Raw genomic sequence first — 23,695 nt, forward strand, 5'->3', positions numbered from 1 at the left:
GCTTGCCCGTATCGTAGGCAATGCGCCGAATGCTCGCCATCGAAATTTATCGATGGCCTATTTCAGACTGTAATGGGCAGACTCCCCTATGCGTTCTTCTGGACCTTGAAGCGTTGCTTCAGTTGACCGCAGGCGGCATCAATATCATTGCCGCGAGAATTGCGGATCGTGGTCTCGATGCCACGAGACTCAAGGCGGCGCTGAAGATCCTCAACCTTATGAATCGGCGACGGCTTGAGCGGGCTGCCCTCGATGTCGTTAAGCTGAATCAGGTTAACGTGGCACAGCGTTCCCTCGCAGAAGTCGCAGAGCGCCTGCATCTCGGGATTCGTGTCGTTGACGCCTTCGATCATGGCATACTCATAGGTCGGTCGGCGTCCGGTCTTCTCGGTGTAGAGCTGAAGCGCCTCGTGAAGGCGAAGTAGCGTGTACTTCTTAACGCCAGGCATAATCTTGTTGCGCGTGGACTGGATAGCGGAGTGCAGCGACACAGCGAGCGTGAACTGCTCGGGAATGTCGGCAAACTTGCGAATGCCTGGAATAACACCGCTGGTGGAGACAGTAAGATGACGGGCGCCGATGCCGATGCCATCGGGGTCGTTAAGGATGCGCAGTGCCTTGAGAACCTCGTCGTAGTTGGCAAACGGCTCGCCCTGACCCATGAAAACGACGCTTGTGGCGCGCTCGCCAAAGTCGTTGGATACATGAAGCACCTGGTCGACGATCTCTTGAGCGCTCAGAGAGCGCTTGAGGCCGTTGAGACCAGTAGCGCAAAAGGCGCAGCCCATGCCACAGCCAGCCTGAGTAGAAACACAGACGGAGAGTTTATTGCGGCGAGGCATGCCAACGGTCTCGACGGAAATGCCGTCGTGGTACTCGAGCAGATACTTGCGCGAGCCGTCCTTGGAAACCTGTTTGGTAAGCTCCGTCGGCGTGTCGAAGGCAAATGCCTCTTTAAGCTGCTCGCGGAAGGCCTTGGGAAGGTTAGTCATATCATCAAACGAACAAACGTTCTTCTCAAAGACCCATTCGATGAGTTGCTTGGCGCGGAAAGCGGGCTGGCCGAGTTCTGCCACGAGCTCGCGAATATCGTTTTGGCTCAAGTCGCGAATGTCCTGAGATTTAGTCCTGGGATTCATGGAAGCCTTTCGATTTTGGGGAAACGTAGAGGGTATCGCTACAATATGGTATCAGCTGCAGAAATTATAGAGGAGGAGTCTGCCCATGCCGGGTAAAAGCCTAGAGAACATGCACGTAGCGGTCTTGGCGGGCGGTCATTCCGCTGAGCGCGAGATCTCGCTCAATTCGGGAAAGAACGTCGTGGTGGCCTTGAAGGAGGCCGGCTACACTTCGGTGGAGCTGCTCGACACCGCCGCCGATGACTTTATGGTGACTATGGCGACCGGCGGCTTTGACGTGGCGTTTATCGCCATGCACGGCGCCGGCGGCGAGGATGGCGCCATGCAGGGGGCCATGGAGACCCTGGGTGTCCCCTACACGGCCTCGGGCGTGCTTGCCAGCGCCTGCGGTGCCGACAAGGAGGTCTCTAAGCTCTTGTACGCCAAGGCGGGCATCCCCATTGCCCCCGGCCTCGCGCTCGAGGTGGGCGATGAAGTCGATATCGATCATATCGTCGAGGTTTGTGGCGAGCGCTGCTTTGTGAAGCCGGCCGTCAACGGTTCCAGCTATGGCATTTCCCTGGTCCATGAGCCCTCCGAGCTGCCCGCGGCAATCGCCAAGGCGTTTGAGTACGGCGACAAAGTGCTGGTCGAGAAGTGCATCGAGGGTACCGAGATCACCGTCGGCGTGTACGGCGAGGACGACGTGCGCGCTCTGCCGATTGTCGAGATTCGTAAGCCCAAGGACTGCGAGTTCTACGATCTGGACGTGAAGTATGTCGACCCTACGGACATCCATCGCATTCCGGCGCAGATTTCACCCGAGAATTACACTCGCGCTCAGGAGCTTGCCTGCGCTGCTCACAAGGCCCTCGGTTGCCTGGGTATCTCGCGCAGCGACTTTATTGTGAGTGAGGACGGCCCCGTCATCCTCGAGACCAATACCATTCCCGGCATGACCGATACGTCGCTGTATCCGGATGAGATCCGCCACACCGACGACATGACGTTCCCGCAGGTCTGTGACAGCCTGATCCGTATGGGCCTTCGTCGAGCGGGCATTGCATGCTAATCGAGGACGCGGTTTCGTCAGGAACGCCGCAGTTTGTCATCGACTCCTATGCCACGCTTGCCGAACGCGCCAAAACGCAGTCCTTCGGCCTTATCGAGGAAGATGTAATTGTCCTCGATACCGAGACCACAGGTCTTTCGGTGCAGGACAACGAGCTGATCGAGATCTCGGCGGCCCGTCTTTCGGGCCGCGAGATCGTCGACCGCTTCGATACCTTCGTGCATCCCAAGCAGCTGATTCCCGCCGAGATTACCGAGCTCACGAGCATTACAAATGCCGATGTGGCAGATGCCCCGTCGGCCGTTGAGGCCGTAGCCGCTCTCGCCGATTTTGTCGGTGGTTGCCCGGTAATCGCACATAACGCCACGTTCGACCGCTCGTTTATCGAGTCGGTCAAAGGCGGCGTCAACGTGAGCGATATTTGGATCGATTCGCTGGCGCTGTCGCGCATCGCGCTTCCGCGCCTGGCCTCGCACAAGCTGTCTTTTATGGCCGATCTGTTTGGCTGTGACTCGGTATCACACCGTGCCAATGCCGACGTCGACGCCCTGTGTGGCGTATGGCGCGTGTTGCTCGTGGCACTCACCGACTTGCCCCAGGGCCTCATGGCGCGCCTAGCCGACATGCATCCGGACGTGCCTTGGTCCTATCGTCCAATCTTCTCATTCTTGGCGGGGCAGAACCCTGGTTCTATCTTCTCTCTCAGCGCCGCCCGTGCTGACGTTCTCAAGGCCGATCGCGCCGACGATCGGGTGGACGCCGACGAACTGCCGGTACTCAGGATGCCGAGTCGTGAGGAGATTGAGGCAGACTATGCGCCAGGTGGCCTGGTCAATCGCATGTATCCCACCTACGAGCCGCGTGATGAGCAGATCGCGATGGCGCTCGAGGTCTGCGATGCGCTGGTCACGGGCACTCATCGTGTAATTGAGGCGGGCACGGGCGTCGGCAAATCGATGGCCTATCTGGTGCCTTTTGCCGAGGCAGCACGCCGTAACAACATCACGGTTGGTATTGCGACCAAATCGAACAATCTTGCCGACCAGCTCATGTACCATGAGCTGCCAAAACTTGCCGAGCAACTGGACGGTGGCCTGTCATTTTGCGCTCTCAAGGGCTATGACCACTATCCGTGCCTGCGCAAGCTTGAGCGCATGAGCCGCGGCCAGGTCGAGATTACCACCAAGCGCGATCCGGCGGACACGCTCACGGCGGTCGCGGTCATTATGGCGTACGTCTGCCAATCAGCCGATGGCGACCTCGACTCGCTCGGCATTCGGTGGCGCAGCGTCAACCGCCCCGACTTTACGACGGCCTCGCGCGAGTGTGCTCGTCGCCTCTGCCCGTTTTTCCCTGATAAATGTTTGGTCCACGGCGCTCGACGTCGTGCGGCGCATGCCGACGTGGTGGTCACCAATCATTCCCTGCTGTTCCGCAATGTCGCGGCCGAGGGCAGGATTTTGCCTCCGATTCGTCATTGGGTAATCGACGAGGCCCATTCCATCGAGCGCGAGGCGCGCCGTCAGTGGGCGCGCGTGGTGTCGGCGGACGAATCACGCGTTCTGTTTGAGCGCCTGGGTGGCTCGAGCACCGGCGCGCTAAGCCAGGTTTCCCGTGATTTGGCAACCTCCGAGGGCTCTACGCTCTATCTGGGCCTTACTGCCAAGGCGACCTCGACGGTTGCGCGTGCGAGCATGGCGATCGCCGACGTGTTCGATGGCGTTCGCGAGCTCGGCCGCCGTGCCCGTGGGGGTTATGACAATGCCAATCTATGGATTGGCCCCGAGCTGCGCGAATCTGACGACTGGCATGATTTCTTACAGTCGGCTTACACTGCCATCGACGCATTGGAACAAGCTGACAAGAGCGTCGACGCGCTGGTACAAGCCGTCGCCGCCGACAAGCCCGAGGTTGTTGTCGACCTGGGTGATATCTCGCGCCGCCTGCACGAGCTGGCCGAGAACCTCAAGCTCATCATTGATGGCACCGATGAACACTACGTGTATTCGCTGCAGGTCAATCGCAGGCTGCGTGCCGGCGGAGAGTCAATGACCGCAGAGCGCATCGACATTGGCGAGGCCTTGGCAACCGAGTGGCTGCCCGAGGTTCACACGGCTATCTTTACCTCGGCGACCATGACGGTGTCCAAAAGCTTTGAACACTTTAACCACGCGGTCGGCCTCGATCGCATTGGTGCTTCAACATCCACATCGCTGCACTTGGACTCGAGCTACGACTTCGATTCGAACATGGCTGTAGTCGTTGCGGGCGATATCCCCGATCCGCGCGATCGTGAGAGCTATCTTACGGCGCTCGAGCGCGTGCTGGTCGACGCCCATCTTGCCATGGGCGGATCGGTGCTCACGCTGTTCACCAATCGGCGCGACATGGAAGACCTGTACGCCCGCGTTGAGCCCAAAATGGCCCGTGCGGGTCTGGAGCTCAACTGCCAGCAGCGCAACTCATCTCCTCGTCGCCTGCGCGACCGGTTTATCAACGAGCCGACCTCGTCGCTTTTTGCACTTAAGGCCTTCTGGGAGGGATTCGACGCCAGCGGCGAGACGCTGCGCTGCGTCATCATTCCCAAGCTGCCGTTCTCGAGCCCCACGGACCCGCTCTCGTGCGAGCGCAACCTGCGCGAAGACCGCGCTTGGGCGCGCTATTCGCTGCCCGAGGCGGTGCTCGAGGTCAAGCAGGCGGCCGGCCGCCTTATCCGCTCGTCGACCGATTGCGGCGTGCTGATTCTGGCCGACCCGCGCCTGGTGACGAAGGGCTACGGAAAGAAGTTCTTAACGTCGCTGCCCACGAGCTCCTACCAGCGCATCGAATCGGCGCAGATCGGGCACTATCTGCAACTGTGGCGTGCACGCCACGAGCGGCGGCGCTAAAGCGGACAGACGAGGGTTTTTGCCATATCGCACAGACGCTTTGACAGGGCGGGGTCATCCAAGATGTGGATGGCTCCGCCCGCTGCAATTATCTGGCTCAGTAGCCAACGCTCGGAGCCGTAATGCACGGTTACCGTTGCCATGTCTGCTCCGCTGCGCTCGATTAGGGTGATGCCGGCCCAGTCCAGATGCTCCGCCATATCGAATGGCATCAAGAGCTTTGCACTACGCTGCGTCCGGGCAAGGGAATCGTGGAGGGATGCGACGTCCGGTGCATGAGGCACGACGGAGTCTTCCGTCAAGGCGAGTCCCTCGATTTTATCCATGCGATAGGTGCGCTGCTCATCGACCGCGATGTCCCAGGCAATCAGGTATGTTTGGTCGCCGTTTGCCGTAATGCGCAAGGGGTCGACCAGACGCTCACGTGGCCGTGCATCGTCCATCGAGCGATACGAGATGCGGCAGCGAACGCCGTCCTGAATGGCGCAGCTCAGCTGCTGCCAGTGCGACCCGTGGTTGACGGTGTCAAAGACGCGCTGGTTATAGCCGAGCTCTTCGGGTAGAAGAGCATGCCGAATCCGGGCTGCCGTCTGTGGCTCGATCCCCAACGATTCAAGTTCGTGGTTGAGCACAGCGCCCTCGGCGGCACTCAGGCGCAACGGTAGAACACGCCCGGCGTCGCCGGTGAGGACCACACGCTCGCCGTGGCATTCGCAGATGATGCGCGCGCCCGATTCTCGGTCCGCGAGCGTCGAGACGATCTCGAGAATCTCGTCGAGTGACACCCCTGTGATGTCAAAGCGGCTGCAAATCTCGGCTCGTGTCATGCCGCTCTCGCCGGCGGCGTAGAGGGCCTCCATGATGTCGATGGCGCGCGAGAGTCTCTGCTCGCTGGTGAGTTTACGCACGGGCATGCTCGTGCACCGTCCTTTCAATGAGGCGGTTCCACGCCTGCTTGAGCGATTTGGGGGCCATGGGCCTCATGCCGTCCATGGCGTGGGCCATGCAAAATGAGGCGGCGGCTTCAAGGTCACGCACGTCAACGGTCCAGGTCCATCCCGCATCGGTGTGTGCGAGCTCACCTCGCCCGCGCGTGAGGCCGTTGATCATATCGATCTGCGTCTGAGGGGCGAACGAGAACGTGGCTGCAACGGGCGGTCGGTCGGCAAAATCGAATTCAAAGAACAGATAGTCGTTGAGATTGAAGTCCGCAGGGATGGCGTAGGCCTTCGAAGGACGCCAAGCGCGAACGATACGGTCGCAGCGGAATGTCCTGATGCCGTCGGTGACATTGTCGAGGCCGCAGAAGTACGCCACGCCCTCGCGTTCGAACATGCCGTAGACGCAGACGGTACGTTCTTTCTGCTCGCCGCGTCCGTTCTGATATAAAAATCGCAGCGCGCATCGCTCGGCAAAGGCGCTCCATACCGCATCGACGGTGGGAGAGCGGCGGATTGGTGCTTCGTCCACCGTCGTCCTACCGGTGAGATAGGCAATCTTGGAGCGAATATCGGCAAGCGGTGCGGCAAAAGTGGATGAGCCGGCCGCTAGTGTCTGGTCGATGGCGTTGAGCAGGATATCGGCGTCGTCTGCGGTGATGAGGCCGCCTGCTGCAAAGGTGTGCTCGCGGTCGATTGTCCACGAGCTTTCCTCGGTCTCCTGCGCACCGGCGGGGCGAACCTCCTTGATTAAGATGCCACGCTCGAGCAGTTTGTCACGATCGCGCCGAAACTTGCGCTTATCCGAGTCGATGTTGCCGGAGCCATATCCCAGGTCGGAATCCAAGACGATCTGCTCGGTCGTCAGCGGTTCGGGGGAGCTGTTGAGCACAAAGAAAAGATTGAGGATGCGCTGGGCCGTTTTATCGAAACTGGGCTCCGAATTCCCCTTTTTAATTGTCGCGGTCGTGTCGCTTGCCGTCATAGAGTCCTCGCATGAGAAGGTGGTTTGCTGCCATGATTTTAGTCCGATATGGAGATTAGGCTATATCCTTGTCCGCTCGGGGCGTTAAGATGGCCCGAATTCGGTCGTTTGCGCTCGCTCGGGGTATACTTTCGACTATATACGGTTCTAATGTGCATGCATTGGGCCTATTTGTCGGATTATGGATGTGGAGCGCACATGGCGAACACCCAGAACTATATTAACCACCTGCTGCAGAACACCGGCATTACGCCGGCATGCAGCGAAGAAGAGCGCTTGGCGGCCGAGGATATCGCTCAGATCTTCCGCAACCACGGCTTTGATCCCGAGGTTCAGGAGTTCAATGCCCCGGCGCCCAGTAGGTTGGCATTTGCCGTTACCGGTATTCTTGCGTTTGCCGGTGCCCTGCTGATGGGCATCGGTGGCGGTATCGGCTTGGTCGGCACCTTGCTGGCCATTGTCGGCGCCGTTCTTTACGTGCTCGAACGCACAGGGCACCCCGTGGTTTCGCGCCTGGGCAAGACGGGCGTGAGCCAAAATGTCATCGCCTACCACAAGGCCTCGGGCCCGCTCGCGTCTCCGCGCAACCGCCCGGTGGTCGTTGTCGCACACTACGACTCTCCCCGTGCTGAGCTGCTCGCCCGCGAGCCCTATGCTTCGTATCGTGCGCTCATCGCCAAGCTGTTGCCCGTTGCCACGGTTGCCCCTGCTGCCGTTGCCATCCTGCGTATCCTGCCGCTCCCCGGCGCGCTCAAGGTTCTGCTGTGGATTGTCGCGATCCTCGCTTCCCTCGTTGCACTTGCCAACGCGGCAAACATCATCTCTAACCGCCACGTTCTTCCCTATACGTCCGGCGCGGTGTGCAACAAGTCTTCTGTCGCCGCTATGCTCGGCGTTATGGACAACGTTGCTCCCTTCCAGGGCGAAAACGAGTTTCCCGACGATGTTCCGTTCGATACCTATTTTGGGGAGCAGAAGCGTCGTGCCGAGGAAATGGCGCGCGCGGCGGCGGAGTATGCCGCGGCCCAGCAGCAAAACGACTACGGCAACACCATCGAGTACGAAGAGCCTACCTACGCCGAGGACGAGTTCGGTCAGCCGATTGCTCCCGACGCTCAAACCGAGCCCGAACAGGGCGAGGCTTTTGACGAGCAGATCGAGGGCTTTGAGGGTGCGTCTGCCGACGAGACGCTGATTGGCGCCATCGTGCCCGAGGATCAGAATCAGGCTGTCCAGGCCGAAGAGTTCAATGACGAGGTTCCCGCTGCTGAGCCGGCGGAGGAGCCTGCCGCGGCTGAGCCCGAGCCCAAGCTCTATCGCAATGCCGCCGGCAACATCCGCTTTGGTTCGGATGCCATCCGTGCGCTCGGAATGCTTCCCGAGTCCTGCACGCTCGATTACGAGGAGGGCGAGGAGCCGACGTTTGAGCCCGAGCCTGCCCCCGTCGTGGCTGCGCCTGCGCCCGTTGTCGCTGCGGATGATGAGTCTGCCGCGGTTACCTCTGCCGTTGCCGAGCCCGAGGCGGTGTCCGCGATCGATCCCGCGGCAGGACTGGACATTTTGGCTCCCGCCGCGCCGGCGCAAGACGTTGCGGACGAGTCTGACGACGATTACGTTGAACAGCCGAGGCGCGTGTCTTACGAGAGCGATACTGATTTCTCGGCCGAGATTCCCGCGGCAACGCCCCATGCCGATATTGCATCCGCGTTCTCTTCGATTGGCGCCAGCGCTTCCAACTTCTTTAAGGGCGCGCTTGCAAAGGGCAAGAAATTTGTCGACGATTTCGAGAAGAAGCGCGCTGCCGCACGCGAGGCTGCCGAGCAGGAGGCTATCGCTCAGCAGCAGGCAGCCGAGGCGGCACGTGAGCGCGCGGCGCAAGAGTTCGAGCAGAACGAGGCTATGCAGTCCGTACCCGTCGACGCTGCCGAAGCTACAACGTCTTTCGAGGCTCAGCAGCACGTCGATAGCACCATGTCGTTTGATGCCGCGCAGTTCGATTCCACGATAACGTTTGAAAAGCAAGGTACCGCGATTGCCGAGCCCCTTCCTGCTTCCGATGAGCAGGACGACGCGGCGGGCGATGGCGAGCCCATTGATGCTGCCGAAATTCAGGATGCGACCGAGGACGAGCCCGTCGAGGTCAACTCTGACGAAGAGCAGTGCGCGGCAGCCGAGCAAGATGATTCGACCGAGGTCGAGCAGGAGGAAGTGTCTGCGGTTTCCGAGGCTCCCGAGACAGATGAGTCGAGGCCTTACTCCACGCAGATTTTCACCATGCCGACTCCGAGTGGTTCCGGTGCCACGGTTGCCAATGTCGCTCCCACCCAGGACGAAACGGTCGATTCCCTTATGGCCCAGATTTCCTCCCAGGCATCGCCGCGTCCGCAGATGAATGTTCCCGATCCGGCGTCGGCACCGTCGCCTGCGCCCTCCTCGTCTCCGCTGGCTTCGGTCCCCGATCCATCGCTGCCGTCGATGAAGCAGGCAAACGTTGCGTCTCGCACGTCGCTGTTCGACCTTCCCGATCCCTCTGCCCAGGTCAACGACCCCTTTGCTACTGCTCAGGGTCCCGAACCCACATCGGCACCCGTTGCGCCTCCTATGCCCGTTGCGCCGGGCGCGCAGCCGATCGAGACCATTTCAGCTCCCGCCCCGGCGGCACCCAAGTCTCGTAAGCGCGGCCTGGGTGGCCTGTTCGGTCGTAAAAAGAAAAACGAGCAGGACAGCATGAGTGACTGGCTGGGCGTCGAAGACGATTACGATGCCAAGAAGTCCGGTCGCGGTATCGGTTCGTGGGATAACTTCGAGGACGATAACGATGGCTGGAAGGGTGGCGCTACGTCTTCCGATGGCGCTTCTTCCGAAGATATGCTCTCGGCTGTCGCCTCTATGGGCGATGATGAGCTGCTCGGTCACGATATCTGGTTTGTGGCAACCGGCGCCTCGGATTGTGATGGCGCCGGCATGAAGGCCTTCTTGGCTTCGCATCGCGATAAGCTCCGCGGCGTATTCTTCATCAATCTTGAATCCGTCGGCGCCGGCAGGCTTTCGGTGGTGACGGTCGAGGGCGAACAGCAGCTGCTCAAGGGCGATCGCCGCATCATGAACCTGGTCAGCAAGGTGTGCAAGTCGTTCCATGTCGATTGTGGCGCGCTCGAGATGCCCTATGCCAAGACCGATGCCTATGCCGCGCTTGAGGCGAGCCGCCGAGCCCTCACCATCGCCGGCGTGGACGGCACGCGTCTGGCTTGCGCTCGTACCGAGGACGACCTGCCCCACAATGTCAACCCGACGAACATTGCCACGGTATCCGAGGTCGTGACCGAGGTTATCCGCCGTTCGTAGACGGAGCTCTAAGGAGTCAACGTGTTTTCGTATATTAAGCGCCATTGGCCTGTCTACGTGATTTTGACCTTGATTGCCATTGCGTTAGGATTTGGGGCTGCCTACATCGTGGGTGCAAAGGGCTCGACCCCCGCCTCCGCAATCAGCGAAGAGGTGGAGCAAGAACAGAGTACGGGTGCCGATGGGATTCCTGAGTCCGAGCAAGCAATCGTTGATGGTGGATCTTCGTCTGCAGAGTAGATACGGCGATTTACATGATTGAAAGCGGGCGAGCCAGGGGACTGTCTCGCCCGCTTTTTCATCGCGCTAGCGCTTCTTTGGGATCGACCTAAGGCGAGCGAACCATAGGGCTGCGACACCCGAGGTCAGGAGCGCGGTGATGCAAGCGGCGATGGGAGCTGATCCTGTTGCCGGTAGGTCCTGCGGTAGGGTACAGCGTTGAATGACGCTGTCCTCGTCATGTGACTCAAGTTTATCGCCGCCACCGTTGCGGCAAAGATCGACGCGCGCGCTGTTGGTGAGTGCGGTTTGGGGCGTATAAGCCGACGTTGCCTGCATGTGTACGACTGCGCCCCGAGCGTCTGTGCCAAGGATTGCTTTGGCATCGTCAAGGTCGTCGTGCTCATCTTTGAGATCATCGCGGGTCCAAGAATCCACATCGCTTCGAGTCGTAAAGTCGGCGGCTACCGCACCGTATTCAATTCGAATGCCCGTTACGACGGTATTGGACGCAAGGTCGAGTTCTTTCGCCTCGAGTGTGGTGGATTCCGTGGTCGAGACATCCGCCTTCCAGAGGTGCCAGCCGTCGTAATCGACGAGGCGGCAATCCTCACCCAGACTCTCCCTTACTTCGTCGGACTCAAGCCAAGGATTTTCGTGCCCATCGTCAAGTGTCGCGTTTGCCGGCTCATCGACGTCTGTCGAGTCCAACGGCGTCGTGCGATACCACACGTTGCACAGACCATTGAGGTCGCCGATGGCGACGGGGGTTTCGATTGAGACGAATCTCGCCGTATCGTCCTCGGCACACTCAAGATCATCGGTAATTGTGAACTCATCAACCCAGGTAGTTGAATCGTTTCGAGCGTCGATGGTATAGGAGAAAAGCCCATCCGTATTGGTTTGCATCGCGGCACGGTTTTTACCATCGCCGTTAGTCAACAGGCCCTTTTCGATAGGTTGGACAAGTTCCTGACGCTTGTCGACCTGCCCCTTGATCTCGATGGGCGCATCCTTCATCGCGACGGATTGGACTTCTCCCGTATCCTTTATTTCAAACGTTATCTCCTCGGCAAGGTCATAGGTCCGCGGAGACATCATTTCGCGCAACGAGTAGGTGCCGGGTGCAAGATGTTCGACGCGGTGTGGCTTGTCGGATGAGGTCCAGGAGTCTATTTCGGTTTTATCGGGACCATATAAGGCGAGCTGTGCGCCTTCCACTTCCTGCTCACCGCTTGCATCGACCTTGGAGATATCAACCTTGGTGTAATCGTCGGATACGTTAAGCCGTGCTTCTACAACGGGTGTTTTCTGGTCGGCATAAGTAAGGTCGACAATATGGGTTGTCTGATCGAGCAAGAAGCCTGCCGGCGCTTGAGTCTCGACAACCTCGTAGCGTGCGGTGCCAGATCCCAGTGGGAGGTTGCCCGCGCGTGCTTCTCCAGTTTCATCCGTCGTGACGGTCGCGACAGTCTCACCGTCGAGCGCGGCAATGCTACCGTCGGGGCGCGCGATATCACCCGAGGCACGGATCTCAAAGACGGCGCCCGCGAGGCTGCTGCCGTCTATGGCATCGGTTTTAACGATCCTGATGTTTCCGGTCGCGGCGTGGTCATAATATGAGGCGATTGCAACGGGCGTTAGGTTCATGTCGGCGGGTATGTTTACCTCGATCTCTTCGCCGACAAGATAGGGCTCTTTGGCCGAGGTTTCGCGTACATAATAGGTGCCCGGCACGAGCGATTCGGGCAGTGTGACGGTCCCGGTCGCGTCAGTCGTAAAGGTGTCCATTACGTTATGTGCTGGATACCAGCAAGTTTGTGAGACAGGTTCGTGATTGCTGTCGAGGAGTTGGAAGGTGAATCCGGCTAGGGGAACAGAAGCGCCTGTTTGGGCATCGCGTTTTACAATCTGGAGATGCGTCGACAGAGCGTGGTTGTCCACGATATATTGAAGCTCGGCGCCGTCGGAAATCTGATTGGCCCCGACGGTCCATTCCCCTGCACGTTTAAAACCCTCGGGGACGGTTTCCGGAACCTCGCGAACCGTGTAGCCGGCACGGTCGTATGGGACGGCTCCGTGGACACCGGCGGGTCGCTTGCCTGTGCCGAACCATGCTTCGGGCTGATCTTTGGTGGAGGCAAAGCCATAGATGTTTGTGATCAGTGTGCCAACAACCTGCTGAGAGCTGTTGCTGACAACCTCAAAGACAACACCACCCGCCGGCTGCTCCAGGCCGGATTGGTCGCTATTGCCGTAATCCTTGAATTTGGAAATCTCAAGGTTAAACGCAACGGGGATATCGGAAACGCGAGATTCGATCTCGACCACGCCTGAATCGCCGAGCTGGTCGGCTCCAACGGTATAGGTCCAGCTGTCGTTGGATGGCAGGTAGCCCTCGGGGGCTTTTGATTCGTAGATGGTAAAGGTTCCTAAGGGGACATCGGCGAGGGCGGCCCGACCGCTTTCGTCGGTCGTGAGGATTTGTGCCCATCCAGGGGTTGATTGCGACACACACGTGAACTCTGCTCCTGCGAGTGAAGATCCCACCTGGGGGCCGGCATTCGTCGCGGCATCGAGTTTTACGATACGCAGGTTGATGGTGCCGGGCTGTTCTTCAATGGCGACCCGCCCGCCGTCATTCCCCGTGGTAAAGGCAATACGATCGTGGCGGGGGACATAGCCGGCCGGCGCCTTCGTTTCAACTAGGTAGTATGCCGTGTTGGGCAGAAGTGTTGCTTGCGCTCGACCGTTGCTGTCCATCTTGATGGTGCCGACACGCGCGCCGCTGGCGCTCTCAAAAATATCGAATGTTGCCCCGGTAAACTGATAGGTATTGTTTCCGCTGGTAATAACGGTGTCAGCAGACTGCTTTTGGAAGGAAACAGAGACCGCCGGCAGTACATAGAGCATGTCTTGACGTTTGCTGCCGCCCGATACGGCTCCTAGATAGCGTCGCGCGCGGTGCGGAGCGGCTTTGATGCTTCCTGATTTTGCGCTGTCGTGGAGCCACCGCGCAGCCGCCACGACTTCATTGTCGGCGGTAAAGTGTCCGCTCTTGGTTTTGCCCTGAGCGGTCGTGTAGGAGTAGGTGCCGTCGACATGGGTAGTGCCGTTGAGCATCCATACGGCAAGCTGGGTGGCGGCGCGGGCGCGATCGGGTGAAAGATGGTAACCGCCAAACGACGTGGCGGTAGGATATCCGTGACAAACGATTGCCGCGAACTCGTCGTCGAGCCACACCCAGCCTTGATCAAAGTTGAGCCATGGGCCGCCCGGTTTGGTGGGGCCGGGGCGCTCCTGGTTCATGCAGTAGGCAATCGAGGTGTCTTGAGCTTCATACTTGCCGATGAAGAAGGGTCCACAATCATCGCTAATAGTGCGGAAGCCGAGCTGGTCGTAGCCATCGACGGCAAATGCGGCTCCCGGTGCCAGGCAGCCGAAAAGCAGGAAGAGGAGCAGGAGCAGCGGACCTGTTGCGATTGCGCTGTGGACAGAGTGCGTGGGTGCGTTGGACATGGCTGCTCCTTATCCCTCGTGCGCCGCACGGGGAGGCTGCGACGCGTAGGATGAGGCTACCCCCGAGGTTCATGCGGGTAAGTACCGGAGCCTGACCAAAAGCTTGCCCAATTCCTGACAAATTGAGCTCAAATACAACAATCAAGCAAAAGTGCAGGTAGAAGATAGGGAGAACAGGAGGTTAAAGGTCCTCGTCTCCACAATTGACGCGATTTTCAAACGAATCTCCACAGCTAAAACAAGCATCGCCACCCTTGTATCGAACAAGACAACCGCGTTATACTAGCCAACACACAAGCGGGCATCGCCAAGTGGTAAGGCATCAGCTTCCCAAGCTGACACTCGCGGGTTCGAGTCCCGTTGCCCGCTCCAGTAAAAAGCACAAGCACGGCAGCGTTACGTTGCCGTGCTTTTTACTACCAAGCGCCGGGACTCGAACCCGCCAGGGTGCGAGCGCTAAGCAAACGCGAAGCGTTTGTAGCGAGCAGGCGAAGGCGCCGGCAGGCGCCTGAAGCCGGTGCGGATTTGCGAAGCAAATGCGCGGACGTCCCGTTGCCCGCTCCAATTCCAAAATGTTAGGTTAATGCCTGCTGCCCATACTTGCACCTGCGCACGGTACAATGGATGGGTTACGACCAACGTGCCAATAACCAAAAAGGAGCCGCTATGATCGATCGCTATACCCGCCCGGAGATGGGACACATCTTCTCCCTCGAGAACAAGTACGCCATTTGGCAGGAGATCGAGGTTCTGGCCTGCGAGGCCCAGGCGGAGCTCGGCAAGATCGGTATTTCCAAAGACGAGGCCCAGTGGATCCGCGACCATGCCAACTTTGAGAAGGCGAAGGTCGATGAGATCGAGGAAGTCACGCGCCACGACGTCATTGCCTTCCTGACCAACATGAAGGAGTACATCGATGCCGATGTTCCCGAGGGCGACCCCAAGCCCAGCCGCTGGGTTCACTATGGCATGACCAGCTCCGATCTGGGCGACACGGCCCTGTGCTACCAGCTCACCCAGGCCTGCGACCTGATCATCGAGGACGTCAAGAAACTCGGCGAGATCTGCAAGCGTCGTGCCTTCGAGGAGCGCAACACGCTCTGCGCCGGACGTACTCATGGCATCCACGCCGAGCCGATGACCTTCGGCATGAAGTTTGGCTCTTGGGCCTGGGAGCTCAAGCGCGATCTGGACCGTCTTGAGGACGCCCGCAAGAATGTTGCCTTCGGTGCTATCTCGGGCGCTGTCGGCACGTACAGCTCCATCGAGCCGTTTGTCGAGGAATATGTCTGCGAGCACCTGGGCCTGGTTCACGACCCGCTGTCCACGCAGGTTATTAGCCGCGATCATCACGCCTACCTCGCCGGCGTTCTTGCCACCACCGCGGCCACCTGTGAGCGCATCGCTACCGAGGTTCGCAATCTGCAGAAGACCGATACACTCGAGGCCGAGGAACCGTTCCGTAAGGGTCAAAAGGGCAGCTCAGCCATGCCGCACAAGCGCAACCCCATCACCATGGAGAAAGTCTGCGGCCTGTCGCGCGTCGTGAAGTCCAACGCCCAGGTTGCCTTCGATAACGTCGCCCTGTGGCACGAGCGTGACATTTCGCACTCCTCTGCCGAGCGCGTCGCCCAGGCCGACAGCTTCATCGCCCTCGACCACATGTTCCAGTGCCTCATCCGCGTTATCGACGGCCTGCAGCTGTATCCCGCTCGCATGATGGCCAACCTCAACAAGACGCGCGGCCTCATCTTCTCCTCCAAAGTGCTGCTCGCCCTCGTCGACACGGGCATCACCCGCGAGGACGCGTACGCCATTGTGCAGGAGAACGCCATGGCGACCTGGCACGAGGTACAGGATTGTGTCTCCGGCCCCACCTTTAAGGAACGTCTCGAGGCCGACCCGCGCTGCACCGTCAGCCAGGAGAAGCTCGACGAGATCTTTGATCCATGGGACTTCCTCACTCGTATCGACACGGTCTTTGATCGTCTGGAGCAGCTGAGCTTCGAGTAGGTTCGGGCATAACGTTAGCTTTTTAGGGCGCTTTGCTGGTAATGTGTGTTGCCGGCAAAGCGCCTCGTTGCATTTGGGGAAAGACGGGGATAATAGTCGTCTCGAATAACATTCTGAGAGGGGATCGCATGATTTCGTTTGATTACAAGCCTCAGGGCGTGTGTGCTCGCAATATTCACCTTGACCTTTCCGATGACGGCAACAAGGTGATAGGCGTTGAGTTTACCGGTGGCTGCGACGGCAATCTCAAGGCAATCTCCAAGCTGGTCGAGGGCGCTCCTGCCGATCGCGTAATCGAGGTTCTCGCCGGTAATACCTGCGGTATGAAAAAGACCTCCTGCGCCGACCAGCTTACGCGCGCCATCGAGGCCGCTCGCGCCGAGATCGCCTAATGGGTATCGCCGATCACATCAAGAACGGAATATCGCGTCGCGGCTTTGTACTCGGTGGGGCTGCCGCGGGCGCTGCCACGGTGCTTGCCGGATGCTCGAAAAAAACGGGTACCAGCGATGATGCCGCCGGCGAGCCGCAGGTTATCAAGGACGATTCCAAAATTATCTCGATTACGGATGAGTATGAGGCTGTCGACATCGATCTTGAGCCGGCGGCGTCGTGGACGCTGCCTCTGGGTACGCTGCTGTACTACTGCGACGGCGATTACGCCGCGGCGATGATGGCGCCCGCATCGGCATTGCACGCCAACACGCTCGGTGTGCTCAACCTGGGCGATGGCTCGCTTACCACATTAATCGAGGATCCTATCGAGGGCACGGGATATGCATTCTACGATGTCCGCGCCGGCGACGGCGTATTCGCGTGGGTTGAGATGAACTTTGCCAATTCATCGTGGAAGCTCTACGCTCAAAATCTGTCGGGCGCTTCGCTCTCTGGCGATGTGGTTGAGCTCGATCGAGGTGGCAAGGACTATGATCCGCCCCTGTTTACGGCGTTCGGGTCATCAGTCATCTGGTATAAAATGCCTTCGGCAGGCGGCAATAAAACGAGTAGTGATTCGTTTTGCTATCGTCGCTCACTTGATGAATCCAAGGCCGAGACAATTTGGAAATCGACGGGCCGCTTTGCATCGGCCCCGCGCGCGAGCGACGGCATTTTGACCATCTCGCCGCGTGTCCGCAACGACGAGGGCGTCTACTACGGCATAACGGCAATCGATCTGACCGACGGCAACAACACCAAGCGTGCCCAGCTAGTCCTTCCCTCGTCAGTCTCGCCTTTCGAGGCCGTGTATATGGGCGATACCTTCGTGTTTTCTATCGAGGCGGCCTATAGCGGCGTGGGCAGCCTGGGCAATATGGGCACGTATATCGGTAATGAGGGAGGGCCGTACCTCTTTCTGTCACGCGAGCCGCTCGCATGTGCGGCTGGCAAGAAGAATAAATACCTTGTTAAGGTACAGGCGTCGCATTTCCTGATCGACACCTCTGCCAAGACCTATGGCTCGCTGCTGTCGCCCGACCGCGCTTTGGAGTATGGCGATTATCCAGCTACGGCGGGAAAATCGGACTCATTCCTTACGTACGCCACGGTGCGCAACAGCCAGGGTATACCAGAGACGGTCGCTGCACGCCTATTCTCTCTTTAAGCTTAGAGGGGTTAAAAAGGCGCCAACAGGGGAATAAACGCGTTGTAATTGTGAGTACCGCCCGCCGAGCTGCCGCGTCATAGCGGCATCCGGCGGGCTCAGGTGCGTTAAAATGGGCTTGTTCTTAGCTAATTGAGACAGGGGGGCCGTGTTATGGCTTCAGATGCAAAAAAGATTCTGCTGGTCGAGGATGAGAAGGCAATCCGTGACGCCGTCGCTGCCTATCTCGAGCGCGAAGGCTACTGGGTTGTGGGCGTCGGCGACGGCCAGTCCGCGATCGAGGAGTTCGAGAAGCATCAGTTCGACCTGGTCGTGCTCGACCTTATGCTCCCCAAGATTCCCGGCGAGCGCGTTTGCCGCACCATTCGCGATACCTCGGATGTCCCCATCATCATGCTGACGGCTAAGGGCGAGATCGAGGACCGTATTATCGGTCTTGAGCTCGGCGCCGACGACTATCTGATTAAGCCGTTCTCGCCGCGCGAGCTCGTCGCCCGCGTTCGCGCTCTGTTCCGCCGTGCCCATCAGGCCGACGAGCCCGCCGTCGAGGTACTCGACTTCGGCGATCTGGTCATCGATATCTCGGGCCACAAGATCTTGGTCGAGGGCAAGGAAGTCGATCTGACGGCTTCCGAGTTTAAGCTGCTCACCACGCTTGCCCGCCATCCCGGCCGTGTGTATAACCGCATGGAGCTGGTCGAGAAAGTGCTCGGGTATGACTTTGAGGGCTATGAGCGCACCATCGATAGCCACGTGAAGAATCTTCGCGCCAAGCTGGGCGATGATCCCAAGAAGCCCAAGTGGCTCTACACCGTCCATGGTGTCGGCTATCGCTTCGAGGCTCCGGCCAAGACCGATAAGTCGGACGAGAAATAGGGAAATCACATATGACACCTGCGCGCTTTGAAATCGGACAAAAGCACAAGCAGGAGAGCGAGGCGGGTTCCAAGGCTAGTTGGAACACGCCTCGTTCCGATTCACGGCCAACGATGAGCTATCCCTCGCGCATGGCACTTGCTTTTGCTCTGACATCGCTCATGACGGTATTGGTGCTGGTGGGCGTTGTCTCTGTTGTGTGGGGCACGGTCTTTTCGGATTACACACGCTCCAATATCGTCGAAATCGCAAATTCCGCTGCCGAGAAGTTGGCGACCTCATATGAGGAAAACGGCTCTTGGACCGCGGGAGAACTGCGCACGGTCGCAACGTCGAGTTTGGTTTCCGACGATCTGGGCATGCAGGTCGTCAATAAAAAGGGTGTGATCGTTTATGACGATTCCTGGCCCTCGGCAAGCGCCACCGCCGATGTACGCGAAAACCAGGCTACGACCGACGACACGAGCGGCAAGAGGGCATCGCATAGCCCGGTCTCGTCTGCTCCAACCGACTCCGATAGCGTTGCTAACGTCGAGATTGTAACGTCTTCCGGCGAGCATGCCGGACAGGTAAAGCTGTGGGCCATCGGCTCCGACGCTCTGCTCACCAAGGCGGACTCTGCGTTTAGGGAGAAGACCTTTAACGCCATGGCCCTCGCCGCGGTTGTTGCAATCTGCATTTCGGTCGTTATCGGATCGCTCGTGTCGCGCATGCTCACCAAACCGATTCATCGCATCACCAGTACCGCAAAGCAAATCCGTGACGGCGACCTGTCGGCTCGCACGGGGCTGCGCGGTGATGACGAGATCGATCAGCTGGGTGAGACCTTCGATGAGATGGCCACCTCGCTCGAGAAGGATATGAAACACGAGAAGCGCCTGACCTCAGACGTTGCACACGAGCTTCGCACGCCGCTTATGGCCATGCTCGCAACGGTCGAGGCCATGCAGGATGGCGTGTATCCCACCGACGATGAGCATTTGGAGACCGTTGCTTCCGAGACGCGTCGCCTGGCTCGTCTGGTGCAGCAGATGCTCGACCTATCGCGTATGGAAAACAGCACGGCTCCGCTCAATCTAGAACCGGTGGACATGGTTCCGTTCGTGCGATCGATTGTGAACGGCCAGGAGCGTCTGTTTGCCGACCGTGACCTTCGTCTTCGCTTTGCAGATGAAACCCAAGGGCACGACGATGTCGTCGAGGCCGATCCCGACATGATCACGCAATGTGTTATCAACCTCATGAGCAACGCCATGCGCTACACCCCCGAGGGCGGTTGGGTCGTGGTGTCGGTGCTCAGTGACCGCAGGCACGTCAGCATTGCCGTTTCTGATACCGGCATCGGTATTGCCAAGGACGATCTGTCGCGCATTTTCGGGCGGTTTTGGCGCGCCGATGCCAGCCGCGCCCGCGAAGCTGGCGGCCTGGGCGTCGGCCTCGCCGTGACCAAGCAGATCGTCGAGCGTCACCATGGCTACATATCCGTGGAGTCGGAGCTTGGAAAGGGTACGACTTTTACAATTCATCTGCCCCGCGAGCACACGGCGGACGCGGCATCTACTACAATGGAGCACTAGCTTTTCGCTATTCGGTGAAGGAGGGGCCGCGTCCCTGCCGCTCCGAGTTTGCGAAAACGTGCGGGAAAGAACCCGCATTACTGTCGTATTTTGGTAAGGAGTGACTCACGTGACAACGATGGAGCGTCGTCCGGATTCCCGTGGCAAGGTTCGTGATATTTACGATGCCGGTGAAAACCTGCTGATGGTCGCCACCGACCGCATTTCTGCGTTCGACTTCATTCTTCCCGACGAGATTCCGTTTAAGGGAGAGGTGCTCAATCGCATCTCGGCATTCTGGTTCGATAAGTTTGCCGACATCGTCCCCAACCATCTCGTTTCCATCGACCCGGCGGATTTCCCCGAGGAGTTTGCTGAGTATCGTGACTACCTCGCTGGCCGCGCCATGCTGGTTAAGAAGGCCCAGACGATTCCTATCGAGTGCATCGTCCGCGGCTATCTGACCGGTTCGGGCAAGAAGACCTATGACGAGAACGGCACCGTCTGCGGCATTCAGCTGCCCGAGGGTCTGACCGAGGCCTCAAAGCTTCCCGAGCCGCTGTTCACGCCGTCCACGAAGGCCGAGATCGGCGACCACGACGAGAATATCTCGTTTGAGCGTTGCTGCGAGATCGTGGGTGAGGACATCGCCGCGCAGATTCGCGACCTGTCCCTCAGGATCTACAAGGCCGCTGCCGAGTACGCCGCGACCCGTGGCATCATCATTGCCGACACCAAGTTCGAGTTTGGTGTCATCGATGGCAAGGTCACGCTGATCGACGAGTGCCTCACGCCCGACTCCAGCCGTTTCTGGCCTGCTGCCAGCTACGAGGAGGGCAAGATCCAGCCTAGCTACGACAAGCAATTCGTCCGCAATTGGCTCAAGGCCAACTGGGATATGACGGGGGAGACCCCGCACCTGCCCGCCGAGGTCATCGATGGCACGTCCGAGCGCTATCGCGAGGCCTTCCAGATCATCACGGGCTCCCAGTTCACAAGCATGAAGGAGAACGCATAAGTGAGTACCCGTAGCGCCACGAACAAGCGCACGCAATCCCACGAAGTTACCGGGGTTGCGCGCAAGTCTGCCGCATCTGCTAAGCCCGCCCGCCAAGCAGCGAGCTCCGTTCGCGTCGTGCCGGCTTCGTCTAAGGCACGCCGCAAAGAGCTCGAGAAGGGCGAGAACCTCGAGGGCCTCTCTAAAGAGGAGAAGCGCGCCCGCAAGGCTAAGCAGCGCGCCAAGGAGGACCGCATCTATACGGTGTCGAATATCCTCCTCAAGCAGGACGAGGACTACACCAAGCGCCGTCGCATCTGGTGGATTGTGCTCGCCATTGGCATGGTGCTCGTCGTGGCAATTTGGGCCTCGCTGTACTTCGCTCCCGCTGGCATGGTGTCCAGCCCTGTCCAGATGGTCGGCATCGTTTTGTCCTATGTCATCATCCTAGGTGACTTTATCTACGACTTCGCTCGTATTCGTCCCTTGCGCAACATGTACCGCGCGCAGGCCGAGGGCATGTCCGAGAACAAGCTCAACGCTCTTATTGAGCGCGCGGCTGCCGAGGAGGACCAGAAGGACTCCAAGAAGAAGTAGCGTTTGCATACATACTTATCGCTAAGATATAAGGCGCGTCGTTTTTGCGGCGCGCCTTTTTACTGTTCTATAGATAGATGGAGTGGCACATGATTCGAGCTGCCCTGACGGTCGAAGAGGCTCTGGAGGGCATGAAGGCCCTGGAGCCCAAGATTAAAAACTACGCGCGCCTGGTCGTCCGCAAGGGCGTAAACGTCAAGCCCGGCCAGGAGGTCGTCGTTCAGTCTCCGGTCGAGTGCGCGCCGTTTGCGCGCGTGGTGGTCGCGGAGGCCTATGCTGCCGCCGCCGGCCACGTGACGGTCATTTGGGCCGATGATGCCGTGACGAGGCTCACGTACGAGCATGTCGAGAAAAGCTATTTTGAGCAGACACCCGAGTGGAAGCGCATGCAGCTGGATTCCTTGGCCCAGGATGGTGCCTGCTTTGTCTTTATCGAAGGTGCGGATCCTGCGGCCCTCAAGGGCATCGATCCAGCCAAGCCGGCCGCGGCATCAAAGGCGAGGAATACGCAGTGCAAAGTTTTCCGCCGTGGACTGGATTACAACATCAATCCGTGGTGCATCGCCGGCGCTCCGGTCGTGGCTTGGGCGCACGAGGTGTTCCCAGGAGACGCCGATGAGGTTGCAATCTATAAACTATGGAATGCGATTCTGCACACCGCGCGCGCCGATGGCCAGGACCCGGAGAGCGACTGGGAACTCCATGACGCCGCATTCGAAAAGAACCTGCGTTTCCTGAACGACAATCGTTTCGACTACTTGCATTACACCGCGGCAAATGGAACCGATCTGACGATTGGCATGACGAAGGGTCACGAGTGGGCCGGCGGCAAGGGCAAGACGCCCGATGGACACCCCTTCTTCCCCAACATTCCCACCGAGGAAGTCTTCACCTCGCCCGATCGCATGCGCGCCGACGGTATCGTGTACTCGGCCATGCCGCTCATCCACCACGGCAATAAAGTCGAAGATTTTTGGATTAAGTTCGAGGGCGGCCGCGTGGTGGACTACGACGCCCGCGTGGGCAAGGCAACGCTTGCGAGCATTATTGACACCGATGAAGGTGCCGCTCATCTGGGCGAGGTCGCGCTCATTTCCAAGAACACTCCGATCCGCGAAAGCGGCGTTCTGTTCTATGACACGCTCTATGACGAGAACGCTAGCTGCCATCTCGCGCTAGGTGTCGGTTTCCCCGAATGCATCGAGGGTGGGTATGACATGTCCAAGGAGGAGCTCCTGGAGCATGGCGTTAACGTCTCGAGCACGCACGTCGATTTTATGATCGGCACGGACGACATCGATATTACGGGCATTACGCCTGATGGACGTGAAGTTGTGATTTTCCAGAACGGCCAATGGAGTTGGGAATAGTCCCAGACCGTGGTACAATGCCACCCGCGGGCCGTTAGCTCAGCTGGCAGAGCAGGGGACTTTTAATCCCAAGGTCCAGGGTTCGAACCCCTGACGGCCCACCCAAAGATTGTTGAGACGGTCAACTTCGGTTGGCCGTCTTTTTTGTCGCCCTTTCATGGGTTCGAACCCGTATCTATCTATATATAAGAACGCTTGGCGAACAAAACCCGCCTTTTACCGATGGGAAACAAATAGCTGATGCCTTTGGAGTAAAGTAGCGCTCCAGAGATGACCGATGTCTCAATACTCGTAAAACAGCTGGTCATCGCCAATATCAGAAGCCAATGCTTCAGTTTTAACCTCAGTGACGCGACTGAGGGATCTATTCATTTGTGAACAAAATATGGAGTGCGCGATTCCCGCCCACGGGGCCCCTCCGGTCTGGCAATATATCTCCTTGCCGCGCGGCCCGGTCGGACCGGATCAGCCGCGGGGCGTGCACCTTGAGAACCGGATACTGCGAGGATGGACACTCACTTCAGTGTCGCATCCGGGCAGACATCGAACCATTTGAAATGGTCTAACTTGGATTTGTTTTTCGCAAGGCCGCCGAGAGG

General features: G+C 58.9%; 16 protein-coding genes and 2 tRNA genes. 14 read left to right on the plus strand and 4 right to left on the minus strand.

Translation table 11 applies throughout. From position 1 onward, the window contains the following. Nucleotides 1-86: 86 nt before the first annotated feature. Nucleotides 87-1,139: a dual-specificity RNA methyltransferase RlmN gene (gene rlmN, locus ACESWY_RS09830; protein ID WP_250787718.1), complete on the minus strand. Its 1,053-nt coding sequence runs from the start codon at nt 1,137-1,139 to the stop codon at nt 87-89. Between the two features lie 85 nt (nt 1,140-1,224). Between rlmN and ACESWY_RS09835 the strand changes: the two genes are divergently transcribed. After that, nucleotides 1,225-2,190, plus strand: coding sequence for a D-alanine--D-alanine ligase family protein (locus tag ACESWY_RS09835; RefSeq protein WP_250787719.1), 966 nt, complete (start codon nt 1,225-1,227; stop codon nt 2,188-2,190). Then, the gene (locus tag ACESWY_RS09840; protein ID WP_250787720.1) at nt 2,184-5,078 is read left to right on the plus strand and encodes a helicase C-terminal domain-containing protein; all 2,895 of its coding nucleotides are present in this window, start codon (nt 2,184-2,186) and stop codon (nt 5,076-5,078) included. Before ACESWY_RS09835 ends, ACESWY_RS09840 begins: the two co-directional genes overlap by 7 nt. On the opposite strand, the gene ACESWY_RS09845 is transcribed toward ACESWY_RS09840, so the two are convergent. Together ACESWY_RS09845 and ACESWY_RS09850 are read right to left on the minus strand one after the other, a co-directional pair. Beyond that, entirely contained in the window at nt 5,075-5,992 is a 918-nt protein-coding gene (locus ACESWY_RS09845) for a helix-turn-helix transcriptional regulator (RefSeq protein ID WP_250787721.1), read from the minus strand. The two genes, ACESWY_RS09840 and ACESWY_RS09845, sit on opposite strands and share 4 nt — an antisense overlap. Beyond that, complete coding sequence (locus ACESWY_RS09850; protein WP_250787722.1) at nt 5,979-7,001, minus strand: helix-turn-helix transcriptional regulator; 1,023 nt, start codon at nt 6,999-7,001, stop codon at nt 5,979-5,981. The genes ACESWY_RS09845 and ACESWY_RS09850 overlap by 14 nt, the downstream gene beginning before the upstream one ends. 198 nt (nt 7,002-7,199) lie before the next feature. Between ACESWY_RS09850 and ACESWY_RS09855 the strand changes: the two genes are divergently transcribed. Continuing rightward, the gene (locus ACESWY_RS09855; protein ID WP_346977166.1) at nt 7,200-10,346 is read left to right on the plus strand and encodes a hypothetical protein; all 3,147 of its coding nucleotides are present in this window, start codon (nt 7,200-7,202) and stop codon (nt 10,344-10,346) included. 21 nt (nt 10,347-10,367) lie between these two features. Further along, entirely contained in the window at nt 10,368-10,586 is a 219-nt protein-coding gene (locus ACESWY_RS09860; RefSeq protein ID WP_022094153.1) for a hypothetical protein, read from the plus strand. Between the two features lie 66 nt (nt 10,587-10,652). Here ACESWY_RS09860 and ACESWY_RS09865 read toward each other — a convergent pair whose 3' ends face one another. Next, nucleotides 10,653-14,084 (minus strand): SpaA isopeptide-forming pilin-related protein, encoded by a 3,432-nt coding sequence (locus ACESWY_RS09865; protein WP_373094264.1) that lies wholly within the window; start codon nt 14,082-14,084, stop codon nt 10,653-10,655. Between the two features lie 297 nt (nt 14,085-14,381). On the opposite strand from ACESWY_RS09865, the gene ACESWY_RS09870 reads away from it, so the two are divergent. The 10 genes from ACESWY_RS09870 to ACESWY_RS09915 all read left to right on the plus strand — a co-directional run bounded on the left by ACESWY_RS09870 (nt 14,382) and on the right by ACESWY_RS09915 (nt 23,197). After that, a tRNA-Gly gene (locus tag ACESWY_RS09870) sits at nt 14,382-14,456 on the plus strand. 294 nt (nt 14,457-14,750) lie between these two features. Beyond that, entirely contained in the window at nt 14,751-16,097 is a 1,347-nt protein-coding gene (gene purB / locus ACESWY_RS09875; protein ID WP_055251306.1) for an adenylosuccinate lyase, read from the plus strand. A gap of 128 nt (nt 16,098-16,225) precedes the next feature. After that, nucleotides 16,226-16,489, plus strand: a complete 264-nt coding sequence (locus ACESWY_RS09880; protein WP_022093796.1) for a TIGR03905 family TSCPD domain-containing protein — start codon at nt 16,226-16,228, stop codon at nt 16,487-16,489. Next, nucleotides 16,489-17,700: a twin-arginine translocation signal domain-containing protein gene (locus tag ACESWY_RS09885; RefSeq protein ID WP_250787725.1), complete on the plus strand. Its 1,212-nt coding sequence runs from the start codon at nt 16,489-16,491 to the stop codon at nt 17,698-17,700. Before ACESWY_RS09880 ends, ACESWY_RS09885 begins: the two co-directional genes overlap by 1 nt. Nucleotides 17,701-17,853: 153 nt before the next feature. After that, on the plus strand, nt 17,854-18,576 hold the full coding sequence (locus tag ACESWY_RS09890) for a response regulator (RefSeq protein WP_006236208.1): 723 nt from the start codon (nt 17,854-17,856) through the stop codon (nt 18,574-18,576). An 11-nt stretch (nt 18,577-18,587) separates the two neighbouring features. Continuing rightward, nucleotides 18,588-20,153 (plus strand): sensor histidine kinase, encoded by a 1,566-nt coding sequence (locus ACESWY_RS09895; RefSeq protein WP_250787726.1) that lies wholly within the window; start codon nt 18,588-18,590, stop codon nt 20,151-20,153. Between the two features lie 118 nt (nt 20,154-20,271). Further along, entirely contained in the window at nt 20,272-21,150 is an 879-nt protein-coding gene (locus ACESWY_RS09900) for a phosphoribosylaminoimidazolesuccinocarboxamide synthase (protein WP_250787730.1), read from the plus strand. Continuing rightward, nucleotides 21,151-21,726 carry an ABC-2 transporter permease gene (locus ACESWY_RS09905; protein ID WP_035136480.1) on the plus strand — a complete coding sequence of 192 codons (576 nt, stop codon included), beginning with the start codon at nt 21,151-21,153 and terminating at the stop codon, nt 21,724-21,726. It begins immediately after the preceding gene. 89 nt (nt 21,727-21,815) lie between these two features. Next, the gene (locus ACESWY_RS09910; RefSeq protein WP_035136479.1) at nt 21,816-23,096 is read left to right on the plus strand and encodes an aminopeptidase; all 1,281 of its coding nucleotides are present in this window, start codon (nt 21,816-21,818) and stop codon (nt 23,094-23,096) included. A 28-nt stretch (nt 23,097-23,124) separates the two neighbouring features. Next, nucleotides 23,125-23,197 (plus strand) — tRNA-Lys (locus ACESWY_RS09915). The last annotated feature ends 498 nt before the right edge of the window (nt 23,198-23,695 follow it).

Source organism: Collinsella aerofaciens ATCC 25986, from assembly GCF_964237925.1.
Taxonomy (GTDB): Bacteria; Actinomycetota; Coriobacteriia; order Coriobacteriales; family Coriobacteriaceae; genus Collinsella; species Collinsella aerofaciens_BJ.